Genomic DNA, 16752 nt, shown 5'->3' with positions numbered 1-16752 from the left:
GGAGCCGACGATGACCGCGCTGATCACTTTGTCTCACGGCTCCCGCCACCCCGGCGCGCAGCGTGGCATCAAGGAGTTAACAGCCCACGCCGCCGCGGACCTTGGTGTGCCTGGGTGGGATTCCCACTTGGAATTCAACTCACCCGACCTCCTGAGCGCGGTAGACGCCGCCCATGCGGCGGGGGTGGAACGCGCCGTGGTGGTACCTCTGTTGTTCACCAGGGCATTCCACGCCACCCACGATGTGCCCGCAGCCCTCGCAGCCGCAGCTGCGCGCGGCGTTGAGCTTCACCTGGCGCAGGGGCTGGGTCAAGGCGCAGACATCGCTGAGCTTTTGGCCGGCCGTGTCGCGGAGGGCGCCCACACAATTTTGTATCCGGTGGGCACCTCCCACGCCCAAGCCGCCGCGGAAACGACGCAGCTTGGACAGCAGCTTTCCCGGCTGACTGGGCAAGGCACCACCGTGGTACCCGCCACTGGGAAAAACGGGCTGCGGGGCAACGAGGGCATTGAAGCTGTGGCGAAGCGCCACAACGCTGTGCACCTTGTGCCCCTTTTTGTCACCGAAGGGCTGCTGCTGGATAAGGCCATGTCGGCCTTGGACGCGATAGCTGCTCGCACAGGGGCAAGCATCACCGCCTCGCCGCCGTTGGGCGTGGCGCTGAGCCGTATCGTCGCTGCCCGCCACCGGGCAACGGCGGTGACATTTCCACCCACCGAGAGATGAAAGCCGGGTTTTTCAATGCACCGCTTGACTACCCTCATCCTGATCGCCGCGGCCGGTTTGGCCGCCCAGCTTGTCGACGGCGGACTCGGCATGGGCTTCGGCGTCACCTCCACAACTTTGTTGATCATGCTGGCGGGCCTGGGCCCGGCACAAGCATCGGCGGTGGTTCACGCCGCGGAGCTGGGCACCACGCTGGCCTCCGGCGTATCGCACTGGCGCTTCGGCAACGTGGATTGGAAAACCGTGGCCTGCATCGGCATCCCCGGCGCGATCGGCGCCTTCGCCGGGGCGACGTTGTTATCGTCGATTTCCACGGAGGCGGCCACGCCGGTCATGTCGGCGATACTGGCGCTCATTGGCATCAACTTGATGTTGCGGTTTTCCCGGGGGCTGACGCGCCGCACGCTCGCGGCGAAGCCCCATTCGGCGGGTTTTTTGGGGGTACTTGGCATCTTCGGCGGGTTCGTTGACGCCACCGGCGGTGGTGGTTGGGGCCCGGTGACCACCTCGTCGCTGCTCGCGGCAGGTCGCTCGGAACCGCGCCGTATCGTGGGCACCGTCAACACCGCTGAGTTTTTGGTCACGTTCGCAGCCACTCTCGGCTTCGTCATCGGGATGTGGCAGGACCTCGTGGCTAACACCGCCGCAGTGGTGGCGTTGCTTATCGGCGGCGTCATCGCAGCGCCGATTGGTGCGTGGCTGGTCACCCGACTTAACCCCATCCTGCTTGGTGGGGTGGTGGGAACCTTGATTGTGGTACTTAACCTGCCGGTGGTGCTTTCCGCGCTTGGGGTGAATGAGCACCTGATGTGGGTTCGCGGTGGAGTGCTCGTTGTCGGCCTGCTGCTCGCCGCCCGCGGAGTCAAACGTGCGCGGGCAAACTCCAAGGCGGCGTCTGTCAAGGAGGGGCACAGCACCGGCGAAATGCGCCACCCCGCGGTTACGGGATCCGCCTCGTCCACTCATCGGTAGCGAACTTCGTGGCCACCAGATCTTCGGCCGCAGCGATGTCTGCGGCTAAAAGCTCGGCGGGACGCGAGTCGTAGCGAGACATAAACGTCTCCAACAATGTGCTGATGACGTCTTCGCGTGCCACACCTGTTTGGCGGCGCAAAGGATCCACTCTTTTCTTCGCACTGCGCAAGCCCTTGTCGGCGACCTTCACCTTGCCCACGCGCAGCACTTCCATCATTTTGTCGGCGTCAATGTCGTAGCTCATGGTGGTGTGGTGCAGCACCGCGCCGGGTACCCGCTTTTGCGCCGCGCCGCCGATCTTGCCGGCGTCGGAGGTGATGTCGTTGATGGGCACGTACCAGGCGTTGACACCCAACTTCTGCAACCCGGCCAGCACCCAAGCGTCGAGGTATTCGTAGCTGTCGACGTAGCTTAGGCCCTTGACGGCGTCGTCGGGCAGGTACAGGGAGTAGGTGATGCAGTTGCCTCCTTCCATGAACATTGCCCCGCCGCCCGAGATCCGGCGAACAGGAACAATGCCATGCTTTTCGACGCCTTTTTGATCCAGCTCGTTGCGATAGGACTGATAGGAACCGAACACGACTGCCCGGTCCTCCCACTCCCAAAACCGCAACGTGGGGTTGCGCTTTCCTGTCCGTACCTGATCCAGCAGCAACTCGTCGAGCGCGACATTGACTGGGGTGGGAAGTACCGGGGTTGGGGTGAGCACATCGAAGGTGTAATCGGTCAGATCGGTGGCGTCGACAAGCGCGCGGCGCGCGGTCACGGCGACGTCACGGGGACTGAAACCGTGTAAATCTACGCCGTCGATTGGGGCAAGCGCATCCTCGATGCGCTTGTGCAGTGCGTCCGTGTCCGCAGAAACCTCTGCGCCGACGAGCGCACCCGTCATCGCCTCGTAGGCATGGTCGGGTTCGAGGAAGAAATCGCCCGAAATGACGGCCTCAGTAATGTGCTTTCCGTCATCAGTGATATCGGCGACCACCAATTTTCCGCCTGGGACTTTCAATTCGAAGTGATGCTGCGACATGGCCGCGACTATACGCTTGTAATCTGGCTGTCATGAGCCTGCTTATCGTCGCCGCCATGAAAGAGGAGGCCGCGGAGATCACCGCGCGCACCGACCACGAAGTGCTGGTCACCGGCATTGGTACCGTGCCCGCAACGATCGCGCTGACGAAGCGCCTCGCCAAAGGGCCGCTGCCGCAGCGCGTCGTGAACGTCGGCACCGCAGGCGCCGTAGCTGACATGGAACCGGGAGTCTACGAGATCGTCGCCGCGCTGAAACACGACCACCACGTTTTGCGCGTCGATGGCCTCACCGACTTTGTCTACCCCCGGGTCTTTCACTTCGAACCCGTCACCGACCTGCCCAAGGCGTCACTGGCCACCGGCGACACCTTCGTCAACACCACCCCATTGCGTGAAAAGATCGCCAGCGAAAGCGACCTGGTGGACATGGAAGGCTACTGCTTGGCGGCGGTGTGCAGCGAATTCGGTGTTCCGCTGACGCTTCTTAAGCAAGTCTCCGACAACGCCGATGAAACCTCCAACATCTCCTGGCCGGAGTCCCTCGCCGCCGCTGCCGTCGACCTGCACGAGGCGCTGAGACTGCTCTAAGGGCTGGTTGAATTAGTGAGAAAACAGCTCAACGATCGCTTTGTTAAACGCCGGCAGGTCATCCGGGGTGCGCGAGGAGACGAAACCACCATCGACGACAACCTCCTCATCTACCCACGTGGCGCCAGCGTTGGACAGATCCGTCTTAAGCGAGGGAAAAGACGTCAGTGTGACACCTTGGATCACGTCGGCGTCGGTCAGAATCCAGCCGCCGTGGCAAATCACGCCGACTGGTTTATCAGCGCCGCGAAGCTCCGCCACCAGTTTCACGGCGTTGGCGTCCGTGCGGATCGTGTCTGCGTTAATGGTGCCACCCGGCAAAATCACCGCGTCGAAATCAGCAGCATTGGCATCAGCCGTGGTCAGATCAACCGCCACCCTCGTGCCCTTCTTTCCCTCAATCTCACCGGAGGCGGTTGAAATCACCCGGGCGGTGGCGCCGGCTGCTTCCACCGCCTCCTTCGGCGAGGTCAACTCGGAATCCTCGAAACCGTTGGTGGCAATGATTGCAATTATCTTGTTGTTCAGATCAGCCATGATGGTCACTTCCTTGCATCACCACAGTGTTTTGACGAAGTGTTGCGTATGCCACCCCAGGGTAGGGAAGAAGGAAGTAGTTCGCACAAAGCCCGCAATGACTACTTGTCGTGGTTGATCGCAGCGGTGTCTTCCTCGCCGTTTTTAGAAGAGGCTTCGTCTTTTTGGGGGACGCGAGTCGAGCCCAGTTTGGTTTTGGTGGCGGAGGTCAAACCGCGGCGGATACTCATGTCGCGTAAGTGGTCGCGCAGTGCGCTGAAAGCTGTGCGGGAGTCCACTGTTTGGCTTTGTTGAGTGGCGATTTTGATGTCGTCGGCAGTGATTTCTCCGGCGCGCAGGGCGGTCATCTCGGCCCAGTAGCCGAAAAACACCGCGATGACGGCGGCGACTGGAACTGCCAGGAAAGCACCGATGATGCCAAAGAGGGTGCCACCGACGGTGACGGACAGCAACACGATCGCCGCGTGGAGGCCCATTGCTTTAGATTGCAGGATTGGCTGTAAGACGTTGCCCTCAACCTGTTGGACGATAATGACGAGGCCAAGGACCAGCAGGGCGGTGACTACTCCTTTCGACACCAGCGCTACCGCGATGGCGAGTACGCCAGCGGTGAAGGCGCCGATGATGGGGATGAACCCGCCGAAGAAGGTCAGCATGACCAGGACCGGCCAGAGGGGAATGCCCAGAATGATCAAGCCGATGCCGATGAAGATGCCGTCGACGGCGGAGACGATTGCTTGCGTGCGGATGAAACCTGACAGGGTGTTCCAGGAGCGCATGAGAACCTCGGTGAGGTGCCAGCCGGTTTTAACTCCGGCGTATTTGCGCAACCATGGCAAGAAGCGGTCGCCATCTTTGAGGAAGAAGAAGGTCAAAATGAGGGTGAGCACAAGGGTTGTGCCGACAGAGGCGACGATGCCAAGCCCGGACATCACGCCGGACGCGATGCTTGAGGATTGACCTCGGATGAACTCGGCGGCCTGGTCGAAGGCTTCCTGTACGCGGTCACTGTCGATAACCCCGATGTCGAAGCGTTGCTCCGCCCACTCGACGACCTTGGTAATGCCTTCGCGTCCCTGGTTGATGAGCTCGCCGCCCTGCGCTTGGACCAGTGGGGCCATGGCACTGATCAGCCCAGCAAGGATGCCGAAGAAGGCAATGAGCACTCCTCCGGTGGCCAGGGCCGGCGGAGCGTGGAGTTTGCTGCGCAGCCAACGCACAGGGGGCCACAAAACAGTAGAGACGATCAAGGCGAGCAGTGTTGGCAGGATGCCTACCCACACGAACTTCAGCAGGTAGAGCAGCAGGGCTGTGGCGGCGACGATGATGATGAAGCGCAGTGCCCACGCTGCGGCGGTGCGACCGTCAGCAGCGATGATTTCGCCGCGGTCGATCTGAGCCGACGACATTTCCTGGGCGGCATCGGCTGGGGTGGGAAACGTCTCGACGGGGTTGGCGGCGGTATCCAGCGCGCCAATGAAGTCTTTGTTGCGGCGGTCCTCGTTGGAGGTGGCGCGGTCTTTGTCTTTCGAGCTAGTCACGCAATGTGATTCTGCCACACGGTCTGAACTGGTAAAAGCGGCGGCTACAACACGGCATTGTGGCGCATATTACGTCGCACCGATAATGTGAGCTATATCTACTTTTGCGCACGAAAGGATATGACCGTGACTATTTACCCCAACCCCGGCTCTGCCGGCTCGAAAGTCGAGTACAAGAAGCGCTACGACAACTACATTGGCGGCCAATGGGTGCCGCCAGTCGACGGCGAATACTTCGACAATCTCACCCCGGTCACTGGCGAGGTTTTCTGCCAAGTGGCGCGGGGTAAAGAGGCTGATATTGAAAAGGCGCTCGATGCCGCGCATGCCGCCGCCCCCGCGTTCGGCGCTACCTCACCCGCTGAGCGTGCGTTGATGTTGCACCGCATCGCTGACCGCTTGGAGGAACATCTGGAAGAAATCGCCATCGCCGAAACCTGGGAGAACGGCAAGGCTGTGCGCGAGACTCTCGCGGCGGATATCCCCCTGGCGATCGACCACTTCCGCTACTTCGCGGGTGTGATCCGGGCCCAGGAAGGTCGCCTTTCGCAGATTGACGAGGACACAGTGGCCTATCACTTCAACGAACCCCTCGGTGTCGTAGGCCAGATCATTCCGTGGAACTTTCCGCTGCTCATGGCGGCGTGGAAGCTTGCTCCGGCGTTAGCGGCGGGAAACTGTGTCGTGCTCAAACCGGCGGAGCAAACTCCGGCGTCGATCCTGTACGTGATGGAGCTAATCGGCGATCTCATCCCAGACGGTGTGATAAACATCGTCAACGGCTACGGCGATGAGGCTGGCGCGGCACTCACGAGCTCTCGCCGTGTGGCTAAAATCGCGTTCACCGGTTCGACGCAGGTAGGCAAAATTATCAACAAGGCGGCCGCCGACAAGGTCATCCCGGTCACCCTCGAATTGGGCGGCAAATCGCCGGCTCTGTATTTCCCCGACATCATGGATCGCGACGACTCTTTCCGGGCCAAGGCAGTCGAGGGCTTCGCTATGTTCGCGCTGAATCAGGGCGAGGTGTGTACCTGCCCGTCCCGCGCGCTGGTCCACGAATCCATTGCAGATGAGTTCATCGCTCTCGGCGTTGAGCGGGTGAAGAAGATCAAGATGGGCAACCCGCTTGACACAGACGTGATGATGGGCGCGCAGGCGTCCCAGGAACAGATGGATAAAATTACCAGCTACCTTGAGCTCGCCCCGCAGGAAGGTGCGGAAACTTTGACCGGCGGCAGTGTGGGCAAAATTGACGGCCTCGGCGGCGGCTTCTACATTGAGCCAACTGTATTTAAGGGCAGCAACGACATGCGCATCTTCCAGGAGGAGATTTTCGGCCCCGTCTTGTCGGTGACCACCTTTAAAGAGTTTGACCAGGCGGTTAAGATTGCCAACGACACTATCTACGGTTTGGGTGCGGGAGTGTGGGCGCGCAACGGCAATACTGCCTACCGCGCAGCGCGGGCGATCAAGGCCGGTCGTGTGTGGGTCAACCAGTACCACACCTACCCCGCGCACGCAGCTTTCGGCGGTTACAAAGAATCCGGTATTGGCCGGGAGAACCACCTGATGATGCTCAACCACTATCAGGAGACGAAGAATATGCTCGTGTCCTACTCCGAGCAGGAGGCGGGCTTGTTTTAGGTGCACGCCCACCGCAGCGGCCTAAAAGGCGACCCCGCGTATGGTGTGGGTCGTTTTTTAGGCGTAGAATCCGAGGACAAGAACCTGTGATATGGGTTAAAGTTGTCGTAATTGTTTCTGATTCGAAAGGTTAGCCATGGCTCGTGCCCGCCTTCTGGCCCCCGTCCTTGCTGTATCCCTTCTTGCCTCGGGTGTAGGTGCGCCCCAGGCTCAGGCGTACAGCGTCTCTGTAGATAAAGACTCCGATGTCTGCACCATCACGTACACGGATTCCGACAAGATTAACGTCAACAACGCCTACTCGGGTCTGTTCCTGCGCTTGGCGCAGGAGGTCCGCGACTCCTTCGAGAGTGAAAAGTCTAAGGCTGACGCGGCCATTGTGTACGACTACGGCATCCGGGAAGATGTCAAACGTGCGAGTGATCCGCCGATTCCGGCCACTCCGCCGGTTAACGGGGCGCAGCTCCGGCTTGCCTTGGGCGGCGAAAAGGACAAGTACTGGCAGATGGTGGGATTTATCAACGCCTCGAAGAAGGAGGTTATCACGCGGCAAACCCTCACGATGACCCGCGAGGAGGCGCGTAAGAACGGTGGTGTGACCTACGGGGTGCCGCTTGGGGATATCGCCGGGGGAGTCATCGGCGGGCTTTTCTTCGGCGGTGAAATCGCCGATGTGAGGGACGCGATTTTGAACGGGGCGCAGAAATACGCACCTGAGTTCGCGGTGCCGATTGCGTTGTATGCAAAGTCCTTTAAGGACTGTGAGGAAGGAAAGAGCACTTCGAGTTCGATTATGCCCGGCAGCGCCATGACCTCCAGTCAGGCGACAGGCCTGGGGATAGCGGGCTTGATCGTCGGTCTCCTGTCCTTGGTTGGCATTGGGTTCGCCATGCGTCCGGCGATCGACCAGTTTATGGCGCAGTTCGCGCGTTAACCCCCGCCGCTAAGGCGCATCCCCTCCCAGCAGTGACTGTTGGGAGGGTTTTTTGCGCCTGCATTAGGGCTGTCCCGGGGCAGTTGTGAAAAAGTTGAGTGAATCGGGAACAAGTTTGGGCGGTATGCCGTTAGATGAATTGAGTGCGAAAGGCTCAAGGCTTCGGAGACTATATGTATAGTGGTTGCCGGAAGTTGAGCTAACCGCCATCAACCTACAAACGAAACATTTTCTACAGGAGGAAAACACATGGCACGTGCAGTTGGTATCGACCTTGGTACGACGAACTCGGTCGTTTCTGTTCTCGAGGGCGGCGAGCCCGTCGTCATCGCCAACGCTGAAGGCTCCCGCACCACCCCGTCGGTGGTTGCCTTCGCAAAAAACGGTGAGGTCCTGGTCGGTCAGTCCGCCAAGAACCAGGCTGTCACCAACGTCGATCGCACGATCCGTTCCGTCAAGCGCCACATGGGCGATGACTGGACTGTTGATATCGACGGCAAAAAGTACACCCCGCAGGAGATTTCCGCTCGTACCCTGCAAAAGCTCAAGCGTGACGCCGAGGCTTACCTAGGCGACGAGGTCACCGACGCAGTCATTACTGTTCCGGCTTACTTCGAGGACGCGCAGCGCCAGGCCACCAAGGAAGCTGGCCAGATCGCGGGCCTGAACGTTTTGCGTATCGTCAACGAGCCGACCGCGGCCGCTTTGGCTTACGGCCTTGAAAAGGCAGACAAAGAGCAAACCATCTTGGTCTTTGACCTCGGTGGCGGCACCTTCGATGTCTCCCTGCTGGAAATCGGCGACGGTGTTGTCGAGGTTCTCGCCACTGCCGGTGACAACGAGCTTGGCGGCGACGACTGGGACCAGCGCATCGTTGATTGGTTGGCTGACAAGTTCAAGGCCCAAAACGGCATTGACCTGACGAAAGACAAGATGGCCTTGCAGCGTTTGCGTGAGGCCGCCGAGAAGGCGAAGATTGAGCTGTCTTCCGCCCAGCAGGCTTCGATCAACTTGCCGTACATCACGGTCGACGCCGAGAAGAACCCGCTGTTTCTCGACGAAACTCTGACCCGCACCGAGTTCCAGAAGATCACCTCCGACCTGCTGGATCGCACCAAGAGCCCGTTCAACCAGGTCATCAAGGACGCAGGTATGTCCGTCGGCGACATTGACCAGGTTGTTCTGGTCGGTGGCTCCACCCGTATGCCTGCTGTCTCCGACCTGGTCAAGGAGCTCACCGGCGGCAAAGAGCCGAACAAGGGCGTCAACCCGGACGAGGTGGTCGCTCTCGGCGCTGCCCTGCAAGCTGGTGTTTTGCGCGGTGACGTCAAGGACGTGCTGCTTCTCGACGTCACCCCGCTGTCCCTCGGTATTGAAACCAAGGGCGGCGTGATGACGAAGCTTATCGAGCGCAACACCACCATCCCGACGAAGCGCTCCGAGACGTTTACCACGGCTGAGGACAACCAGCCGTCGGTTCAGATCCAGGTGTTCCAGGGCGAGCGTGAGATGGCCTCCGCCAACAAGTTGCTCGGCTCCTTCGAGCTGGCCGGCATCGCCCCGGCGCCGCGCGGCGTTCCGCAGATCGAGGTCACTTTCGATATCGACGCTAACGGCATCGTCTCCGTCTCCGCCAAGGACAAGGCGACAGGCAAGGAGAACACGATCAAGATCCAGGAGGGCTCCGGCTTGTCCCAGGAGGAGATCGACCGGATGATCCAGGATGCGGAGCAGCACGCTGACGAGGACCGCAAGCGCCGCGAGGAGCAAGAAACCCGCAACAACGCAGAGTCGATGGCTTACCAGACGCGCAAGTTTATGGAGGAAAACTCCGACAAGCTCGCCGAGGACCTGAAGGCCCGCGTCACCGAAGCGGCAGATGCTGTCGACGAGGCACTCAAGGGCGAGGACCTGGATGCGATTAAAGGTGCCGTCGAAAAGCTCACGACCGAGTCCCAAGAGTTGGGTAAGGCTCTCTACGAGGCGGAGGCAAACACAGGCGCGACCGAGGCTGACTCCGCGGCTGATGACAACGTCGTCGACGCCGAGGTTGTCGACGAAGACGACAAGAGCGACAACTCCGAAAAGTAAGCCCGACTAGCAATCCCTTCTACGAAAGGAGGCCTGCCCATGGCACATGGCGATTCCCAGATGCCGGAGGACCCCGGCGCGCCGGAAAACACCGATCCGGAATACATTTCCCCGGACCAGGCGGAAAGCTTGGCCGACGAGGCGGCTGAATCCGAGGCGGAAGAATCCGAGGCGCTTGGCGGTGAGAATGATCCGCTGGCGGACAACCTCGACGAAGAACTGGACAACCTTGAAGCCGAATTGGCTGAGCAGGTCAACCCCGACTTCGACGGCGATGGAACCGTCTCGGACACCGAGATGCAGCTTGCGGAACGTACAGAGGATTTGCAACGAGTAAGTGCGGAGTACGCCAACTACCGGCGCCGCACTGAGCGTGAACGTACGCAAATCATGGCACAGTCCAAGGCCAAGGTTCTCACTGAGATGCTGCCGCTTCTCGACGACCTCGACCTCGCCGAACAACACGGCGATCTTGAGCAGGGCCCGTTGAAAGCCTTCGCTGACAAGTTCCGCGCGCTGCTGACTGGCCAGCAGGTTGAGCAATTCGGCGCCGAAGGTGAAGTATTCGACCCGGAGATCCACGAGGCGGTCCAGGACCTATCTACGGGAGATGAGAAGGTCATTGGCACCGTCTTGCGCAAGGGCTACCGCGTCGGCGATCGCCTGGTCCGCAATGCGATGGTGATCATCTCTGATCGCGTTGCAGGCAACGAAGCGCACCCCGGCTCCCAAGAGCCGACCAACGCCTAGGTGTTTTCTTAAACGAGGCATGTGCCGGGGTCGGTTGGGGCACTTGATAGTCGCTACCCCAACCCACCTCGGCTTTTTACTTAGATAGCAATAAAACTAAAACTTAGACTGGCAACGACCCCACACTCTCAGGAAAGGAGGGGTGAGACTGATGGCCATGCAGCAGGAATGGGCGAACAAGGATTACTACGGTGATTTGGGTGTTTCCTCGACCGCGTCGAGTGCAGACATCAAAAAGGCATACCGGAAACTGGCGCGGGAGAATCACCCGGACTCCAACCCCGGAAACAAAACGGCGGAGGAGAAATTCAAGCGCGTCGCTGAGGCTTATGACGTCATCGGTGATGAACAGAAGCGCAAAGAATACGACGAGATGAAATCTATGATCAACTCCGGCGGCTTTAGAGGCTTCGGAGGGACAGGAGGTCCGGGCTTTCCGGGCGGGTTTCGTTCGACGTCCACGACGGGAGCGGACTTCGGATTCAGCGACATCTTCGGAGGAGGCGCTGGTGGACAAACTGCAGACGGCGGCCTTGGTGATATCTTCGGTAGCTTCTTTAACCGCGGCGGCGGTCCTGGCCGGAACGCTCGGCCGTCGCGGGGGGCCGACGTCGAAACGGAAATAACTCTCGATTTCCGGGAGGCGGCCAAAGGAACCACTATCCCGTTGGAGTTGACGGGCGACGCCCCCTGCACCACCTGCCACGGATCCGGTTCACGTTCGGGCCACGTCTCGACGTGCGACCAATGCTCCGGAAGCGGCTTCATTCGGGAAAACAGCGGCAGCTTCGGCATGGCCCGACCCTGCCCGAAGTGCGGCGGCACCGGCAACATGATCGAAGACCCCTGCCCGACCTGCACCGGCACTGGAACTGTGCGTCGCACCCGCTCAATTACGGTGCGCGTGCCCGCAGGTGTCGTCGACGGGCAGAAAGTTCGTCTTGCCGGGCAAGGCGAAGCGGGGCCCAACGGCAAGCCGGCCGGTGACCTGTTTGTCACAGTCCACGTGCGCCCCGACCCGGTGTTTACCCGTTCCGGCGACGACCTCGAAGTCACCGTCCCGGTCTCCTTCGGTGAACTCGCACTGGGCGGCACCGTCGCAGTGCCCACCTTGGACAACCCAGTCAAGGTCAAAATCCCGGCAGGTACACCAAACGGTCGCACCTTGCGCGTGAAAGGCCGTGGAGTGCCGAAGCGCTCCGGTGACAACGGCGATCTCCTAGTAACGGTCGAAGTGGCGGTGCCTTCCAGCCTCGACGCCACCGCCACCAGCGCGTTGCGCGCCTATGCCCAAGCGGAAAAGGACTCCGGTTTCGACCCGCGCGCCGGGTGGGCCGGACTTAACTAGCGGGGAGGTGGAAAAGAAGATGGCCACGCAGAAACATCAGGAGTATTACGTCATTTCCGTCGCTGCGGAGCTAACCGGTATGCACGCCCAAACCCTGCGCACCTACGACAGGCTCGGTTTGGTCACTCCGTTGCGCACCCAAGGTGGTGGGCGCCGTTATTCAGGCCGTGACATTGAGCTGCTCCAGCGCATCCAGCAACTGTCCCAGGAAGAAGGGGTCAATCTCGCCGGAATCAAAACAATCATCGAGTTGACCAGCCGGATCGATGACCTGCAAGACGAGCTGGAACGCCAGCGTGAGGAAAATGAGCAGTTGCGCCGCGAACTGGATACCCGCCCAGCCCGCGGCGGGGAGTTAGTCCACGTTCCACGTTCCACAGCCGTCGTGTCGTGGGAGCCTGCTTATCGACGCCGCCGCAACCGCCCAACGTCATAGTTATGCCCGCTTTCGTCCCAGGGTCTACTTCAACGCAATAGAAGACGCCGCGCCGATGTGGCGGAGATTAGAGCGGGCTAACTCGACCATGCGGCCCACGCCGCCGTCGAGAACAGTTTTTATGCCGGCGGTGGTAAAGCCCTTCATCATGTCCCAGGTGATGTTCGGGGGCATGGACAAGGCATCGGGGTCGGTGACGATGTCGACAAGGACGGGGCCGTCGTAGGCGAGGGCCTCTTTGAGCACTGGGCGCAGGTCTTTGGGGTCTTCGATACGGAAAGACTTGATGCCCACACCTGCGGCAATGGCGGCGAAGTTGACCTGTTCGTGGTCAGTTTCGTGGTCCGGGTATCCAGCGACCAACATTTCTAACTTGACCATGCCGAGCGAGGAGTTGTTGAACACCACGGTTTTAATCGGCAGTTTGTGCAGTTTGACGGTGAGCAGTTCGCCCATGAGCATCCCGAGGCCGCCGTCGCCCGACCAAGAGATGACCTGGCGGTCCGGGAAAGCGGCCTGAACACCGATGGCTTGTGGTAGCGCGTTGGCCATGGTGCCGTGGAGGAAGGAAGCGGATTCTCCGCGCTTGCCGTTGGGGGTGAGATAGCGCGAAGACCACACGTTGCACATGCCGGTATCGACGGTGAAGTAGGCGTCTTCGTCGGCAAGTTCGTCGAGCACGGAGGCTGCGAGCTCTGGGTGGATCGGGACGCGGGACTCGTTGGCTTCGTGGGTGTATTTGTCCACGACGGACTCGAGAAGTTGAGCGTGACGGCGCAGCATGGAGTCGAGGAAAGAGCGGTTAGTCTTCTCCTCAATGTGGGGCAGGATGTTGTCGATGACGCTTTTGACGTCGCCGACAACCGGATAGTTCACCGGGGTGCGACGGCCAATGTGGGTACCGTCGATATCTACCTGGGCGACGTTGTGCTCCGGCAGCCAGTCCGAGTAAGGGAAGTCGGTGCCCAGCATGATGAACAGGTCGGCCTTCTTTGAGGCTTCGTGGCAGGCACCGTAGCCCAGCAGTCCAGACATGCCCACGTCGAAGGGGTTGTCGTACTCCAGGAACATCTTGCCGCGGAAGGAGTGGCCCACCGGCGCCTTGATCTTGTCGGCAAGAGCGAAGACTTCCTCTCGGGCGTCGCGGGCACCGTAGCCGACGAACAAGGTGACGGTGTCGGCCTTGTTGATAGCCTCCACCAAGGCGGCTGCCTCAACCGGGTCGGGAAAAACACGCTTGCGGGCGCCGCTGGCGTAGGTGCCGGACGTGGTGTGGCGGGACGTGGAAACCTCGTCGTCGAAGATGTCGCCCGGGATAACCATTACGGATACGCCGTTGCCGGCCAGGGTGTTTTGAATTGCGTTGTGCAGCACACGCACGCCCTGATCGGCGCCGTTGACCACCTCAAGGTAGGAGGAGCACTCTTGGAACAGGTGCTCCGGGTGTGTCTCCTGGAAGAAGGAGGAGCCGATTTCCATCGAGGGGATGTGGGAGGCGATCGCAAGAACCTTGGAACCATTGCGGTGAGCCTCGAAAAGGCCTTGGACGAAGTGGGTGTTGCCGGGCCCGCAGGAGCCACCGCACACAGCCAGTTCGTCGGCGGCGAGGGAGTCGGCGCCGGCGGCGAAGGCAGCGGCCTCCTCGTTGCGGACATGGACCCATTCCATGCCTTCGGTGCGGCAGGCGTCGGAAAGCGGGTTCAGCGAGTCGCCCACGAGGCCGTAGATGCGCTTGACGCCGAGGTCTTTGAGGTGCTTGACCATGAGATTGGCAAACTTTTCAGCCACTTGTGTTCTCCTGACTCTCCAGTTTTGTGGTTGTGTCACCCACAATACGTCCACGGCGGGATTTAAGGCGGGGGTTGTGAAAGTGCTCTCAATAGGTCCGGGTCTGTGAAATAAGCCGAGTGACCACCTTCGACTCCGGGCACCACAGTGGCACCGAAGGAAGGGGCGGAAGGCGAAAAGCCGTGCACGCCACGTTTGTCGTTGCGGAGAAACCTGATGAGGTCGCGGTCGGAATCGGCAACGAAAACGCGCGGTTGATCGCCGAGCAGTATCATCTCATCGACGTGGCTTACAGGAACGCCGGGAGAGCCAAGCAACCACAAGTCATCAGCAATCAGACCTTGGTGCTTGGCGGCCCGGGCTGCAACCACAGTGCCGTAACTGTGGGACAGAACTGTCTTTTGGGCGTCGGGGTAGTGCAGATCTAAAGCTATCTGGAAACGAGACAGGGCTTCACCGCCCGCCCGCGCCGCACCAGGATCGATGCCCTCAGCAACGCTGGGTGGTGGCTCGTAGCCCTGCCAAACCACCACAGCACCGCCGGTGGCCTTGGCAATCGTGGCGGCGCGCTCTAACTCGTGAGAGAGGTCATCGGGCTTGCCCGTCGAGACACCCGCAACCATCGTGGTGATCCTCTCAGGGTTGGTGATATCACCCACGATCACTGAAGCGCGCTGGGGGCTAGCCTCCAGAATGAGCCCACCGGCACGCGAAACCGCCTCGGCGGTGGACGCCGGCACGGTAGTTAGGTTGAGTTCGTGGATCTGTTCTAAAGGTGTGTACGGGCGGTAAATCAGTTCATGGAAGTCCCCGTCTCCTCTCCCGCGCAGAGCAGTATAAAGGCCCTGCGCTGCGGCGGAATCGAGCGCCCAGGACACGAGGTTGAGCCATACGATCATGTCGTTGTGGCTGACACTTAAGAGCAAAGCAGCGAACTCGTCGAGCTTTAACTGCACCGAAGCAGCGGCACTGAGTATCTCCGCGGCGCGGCGCAGCGCGTCGGCCCTGGTATAGAAGGACTCCGAAAAGTCGTTGAGCTTGGCCAGCCCGACGTTGGCGGCGGGGCCGGCGAAGCCCGTGGCGCGGATCATTTCCACGGCGGCAGCGGCGCTGGTACCGCGCTGTTCAACGAGGTCGGCGGCGGCGTTGAGGGCTCGGGTCGCGACGTAGAGCTCCCCGGTCCGAAGCGCCGGGGAGTACACGGCGCTCACAGCTTACCTGCCAAACGGCGGGCCAAGGCCGAGTCCAGCCGCTGGGCTTTTTGCGTGAAGTCGGCAAGGGCGGCGGTGTGGGCGCGGGTGGCGGCAGCGGTGGCTTTGATAAGCGAATGTTCTTGCGCCTGCACCTCGGCGAGCGCGGCTGAAAGCGAGCCAGGGCTGAGGTGGGCGGTGGGCAGATTCGGCCAGGGAGGAAGGCTATTGCGGGCGGTTTCGGCGGTGGCTGTGGTGAATTTCAGATAGGACATGCCCACACAGTGGTAGAGGGAAGGCGCGCGAGCAAGGGTGCGAACACGAACCTGGGGATAACGCATGGTGCCGAGCGAGTTTTCCACATATCGTGGCGCTATGAGAATCGCTCTTGTGCAAGTTGAGACCACCGGTGATAAGAAGCGCAACCTGGAGATCATTGAGCCTGAAATCCGCGACGCGGCCTCCCACGGCGCCACCCTCATCGTGCTGCCCGAAGCCACCATGTACGCCTTCGGGCAAGGGCGCCTAGATACGCAGGCGGAACAGCTTGACGGGCCCTTCGCCACCGCACTGCGGTCACTCGCGAAAGAACTCGACGTGACCATCGTGGCCGGCATGTTTCGCCCGGCCGACACCAAAGGCAAGCGCAACCGCGTCTATAACACGGCACTGATCACTGGAAACGGTGTGCATAAGGGCTACGACAAAATCCACACATACGACGCTTTCGACTTCAAAGAATCCGACAACGTCAAGCCCGGAACAGAGCTGGTCACCTTCACCCACGAAGGCGCCGTCGTGGGAGTGGCGACCTGCTTTGACATCCGCTTTCCCGAGCAGTTCAAGGACCTTGCGCGCCTGGGGGCGGAGGTCATTGTGGTGCCGACGAGCTGGGCTGACGGCGACAACAAGCTTGATCACTGGCGCGCGCTGACGGTGGCGCGCGCCCTCGACGCTGGAGTGTTCATCGCGGCGGCCGACCAGGCCCGCCCCGGTGGGGACCACGTAGATAAGCCCGATGGTGCGCCGACGGGTGTGGGTCACTCCGTGATCGTCAGCCCCACTGGGCAGCGTCTCGTCGAAGGCGGATTTAATCCCGGGATCATCTACGGCGACATTGACACCGCAGAAGTGGCACGGGCGCGCAAAACGCTGCCCTTGCTGTAAC

General features: G+C 60.8%; 16 protein-coding genes. 10 read left to right on the top strand and 6 right to left on the bottom strand.

Going from position 1 to position 16752, the window contains the following annotated elements; translation table 11 throughout:
* Nucleotides 1–10: 10 nt before the first annotated feature.
* Both VLL26_RS07770 and VLL26_RS07765 read left to right on the top strand, forming a co-directional pair.
* Nucleotides 11–727, top strand: a complete 717-nt coding sequence (locus VLL26_RS07770) for a sirohydrochlorin chelatase (protein ID WP_342318537.1) — start codon at nucleotides 11–13, stop codon at nucleotides 725–727.
* Nucleotides 728–751: 24 nt separating this feature from the next.
* Nucleotides 752–1699 (top strand): sulfite exporter TauE/SafE family protein, encoded by a 948-nt coding sequence (locus VLL26_RS07765; RefSeq protein ID WP_342318536.1) that lies wholly within the window; start codon nucleotides 752–754, stop codon nucleotides 1697–1699.
* On the opposite strand, the gene VLL26_RS07760 is transcribed toward VLL26_RS07765, so the two are convergent.
* On the bottom strand, nucleotides 1668–2732 hold the full coding sequence (locus VLL26_RS07760; RefSeq protein WP_342318535.1) for a lipoate--protein ligase family protein: 1065 nt from the start codon (nucleotides 2730–2732) through the stop codon (nucleotides 1668–1670). The two genes, VLL26_RS07765 and VLL26_RS07760, sit on opposite strands and share 32 nt — an antisense overlap.
* A 32-nt stretch (nucleotides 2733–2764) precedes the next feature.
* Between VLL26_RS07760 and VLL26_RS07755 the strand changes: the two genes are divergently transcribed.
* Nucleotides 2765–3322 carry a nucleosidase gene (locus VLL26_RS07755; RefSeq protein WP_342318534.1) on the top strand — a complete coding sequence of 186 codons (558 nt, stop codon included), beginning with the start codon at nucleotides 2765–2767 and terminating at the stop codon, nucleotides 3320–3322.
* A gap of 12 nt (nucleotides 3323–3334) precedes the next feature.
* On the opposite strand, the gene VLL26_RS07750 is transcribed toward VLL26_RS07755, so the two are convergent.
* Nucleotides 3335–3859, bottom strand: a complete 525-nt coding sequence (locus VLL26_RS07750) for a type 1 glutamine amidotransferase domain-containing protein (protein WP_342318533.1) — start codon at nucleotides 3857–3859, stop codon at nucleotides 3335–3337.
* Between the two features lie 101 nt (nucleotides 3860–3960).
* A complete protein-coding gene (locus tag VLL26_RS07745) occupies nucleotides 3961–5400 on the bottom strand; it encodes an AI-2E family transporter (RefSeq protein ID WP_342318532.1) in 1440 nt (479 codons plus the stop codon).
* A 126-nt stretch (nucleotides 5401–5526) separates the two neighbouring features.
* Here VLL26_RS07745 and exaC point away from each other — a divergent pair, with 126 nt between their 5' ends.
* From exaC to VLL26_RS07715, 6 genes are all read left to right on the top strand, one after another.
* Entirely contained in the window at nucleotides 5527–7047 is a 1521-nt protein-coding gene (exaC, locus tag VLL26_RS07740; protein WP_342318531.1) for an acetaldehyde dehydrogenase ExaC, read from the top strand.
* Between the two features lie 136 nt (nucleotides 7048–7183).
* Nucleotides 7184–7981, top strand: a complete 798-nt coding sequence (locus VLL26_RS07735; RefSeq protein ID WP_342318530.1) for a hypothetical protein — start codon at nucleotides 7184–7186, stop codon at nucleotides 7979–7981.
* A gap of 249 nt (nucleotides 7982–8230) precedes the next feature.
* Nucleotides 8231–10072, top strand: a complete 1842-nt coding sequence (gene dnaK, locus VLL26_RS07730; RefSeq protein WP_342318529.1) for a molecular chaperone DnaK — start codon at nucleotides 8231–8233, stop codon at nucleotides 10070–10072.
* Nucleotides 10073–10111: 39 nt separating this feature from the next.
* Complete coding sequence (grpE, locus tag VLL26_RS07725; RefSeq protein ID WP_342318528.1) at nucleotides 10112–10822, top strand: nucleotide exchange factor GrpE; 711 nt, start codon at nucleotides 10112–10114, stop codon at nucleotides 10820–10822.
* Nucleotides 10823–10973: 151 nt separating this feature from the next.
* Complete coding sequence (gene dnaJ, locus VLL26_RS07720; protein ID WP_342318527.1) at nucleotides 10974–12170, top strand: molecular chaperone DnaJ; 1197 nt, start codon at nucleotides 10974–10976, stop codon at nucleotides 12168–12170.
* Nucleotides 12171–12189: 19 nt separating this feature from the next.
* The gene (locus VLL26_RS07715; protein WP_342318526.1) at nucleotides 12190–12606 is read left to right on the top strand and encodes a heat shock protein transcriptional repressor HspR; all 417 of its coding nucleotides are present in this window, start codon (nucleotides 12190–12192) and stop codon (nucleotides 12604–12606) included.
* Between the two features lie 24 nt (nucleotides 12607–12630).
* Here VLL26_RS07715 and VLL26_RS07710 read toward each other — a convergent pair whose 3' ends face one another.
* The 3 genes from VLL26_RS07710 to VLL26_RS07700 form a co-directional block, all read right to left on the bottom strand.
* Nucleotides 12631–14394: a pyruvate dehydrogenase gene (locus tag VLL26_RS07710; protein ID WP_342318525.1), complete on the bottom strand. Its 1764-nt coding sequence runs from the start codon at nucleotides 14392–14394 to the stop codon at nucleotides 12631–12633.
* A 62-nt stretch (nucleotides 14395–14456) separates the two neighbouring features.
* On the bottom strand, nucleotides 14457–15605 hold the full coding sequence (locus VLL26_RS07705) for an alpha/beta hydrolase (protein WP_342318524.1): 1149 nt from the start codon (nucleotides 15603–15605) through the stop codon (nucleotides 14457–14459).
* Nucleotides 15602–15859, bottom strand: a complete 258-nt coding sequence (locus tag VLL26_RS07700) for a hypothetical protein (RefSeq protein ID WP_342318523.1) — start codon at nucleotides 15857–15859, stop codon at nucleotides 15602–15604. Before VLL26_RS07700 ends, VLL26_RS07705 begins: the two co-directional genes overlap by 4 nt.
* Before the next feature lie 100 nt (nucleotides 15860–15959).
* Here VLL26_RS07700 and VLL26_RS07695 point away from each other — a divergent pair, with 100 nt between their 5' ends.
* Complete coding sequence (locus VLL26_RS07695; protein ID WP_342318522.1) at nucleotides 15960–16751, top strand: carbon-nitrogen hydrolase family protein; 792 nt, start codon at nucleotides 15960–15962, stop codon at nucleotides 16749–16751.
* Nucleotide 16752 lies beyond the last annotated feature (1 nt).

Source organism: Corynebacterium sp. BD556 (assembly GCF_038452275.1).
Lineage (GTDB): Bacteria > Actinomycetota > Actinomycetes > Mycobacteriales > Mycobacteriaceae > Corynebacterium > Corynebacterium mayonis.
The sequence above is the reverse complement of the archived record's forward strand: the minus strand, read 5'-3'. Positions and strand labels throughout refer to the sequence as shown.

Excerpts from the sequence above, each read along its gene's own strand:
- VLL26_RS07770 (WP_342318537.1), top strand. The coding sequence starts at position 11 with ATGACCGCGCTGATCACTTTGTCTCACGGCTCCCGCCACCCCGGCGCG.
- VLL26_RS07760 (WP_342318535.1), bottom strand. The coding sequence starts at position 2,732 with ATGTCGCAGCATCACTTCGAATTGAAAGTCCCAGGCGGAAAATTGGTG.
- VLL26_RS07755 (WP_342318534.1), top strand. The coding sequence starts at position 2,765 with ATGAGCCTGCTTATCGTCGCCGCCATGAAAGAGGAGGCCGCGGAGATC.
- VLL26_RS07750 (WP_342318533.1), bottom strand. The coding sequence starts at position 3,859 with ATGGCTGATCTGAACAACAAGATAATTGCAATCATTGCCACCAACGGT.
- VLL26_RS07735 (WP_342318530.1), top strand. The coding sequence starts at position 7,184 with ATGGCTCGTGCCCGCCTTCTGGCCCCCGTCCTTGCTGTATCCCTTCTT.
- dnaK (WP_342318529.1), top strand. The coding sequence starts at position 8,231 with ATGGCACGTGCAGTTGGTATCGACCTTGGTACGACGAACTCGGTCGTT.
- grpE (WP_342318528.1), top strand. The coding sequence starts at position 10,112 with ATGGCACATGGCGATTCCCAGATGCCGGAGGACCCCGGCGCGCCGGAA.
- dnaJ (WP_342318527.1), top strand. The coding sequence starts at position 10,974 with ATGGCCATGCAGCAGGAATGGGCGAACAAGGATTACTACGGTGATTTG.
- VLL26_RS07715 (WP_342318526.1), top strand. The coding sequence starts at position 12,190 with ATGGCCACGCAGAAACATCAGGAGTATTACGTCATTTCCGTCGCTGCG.
- VLL26_RS07700 (WP_342318523.1), bottom strand. The coding sequence starts at position 15,859 with ATGTCCTATCTGAAATTCACCACAGCCACCGCCGAAACCGCCCGCAAT.
- VLL26_RS07695 (WP_342318522.1), top strand. The coding sequence starts at position 15,960 with ATGAGAATCGCTCTTGTGCAAGTTGAGACCACCGGTGATAAGAAGCGC.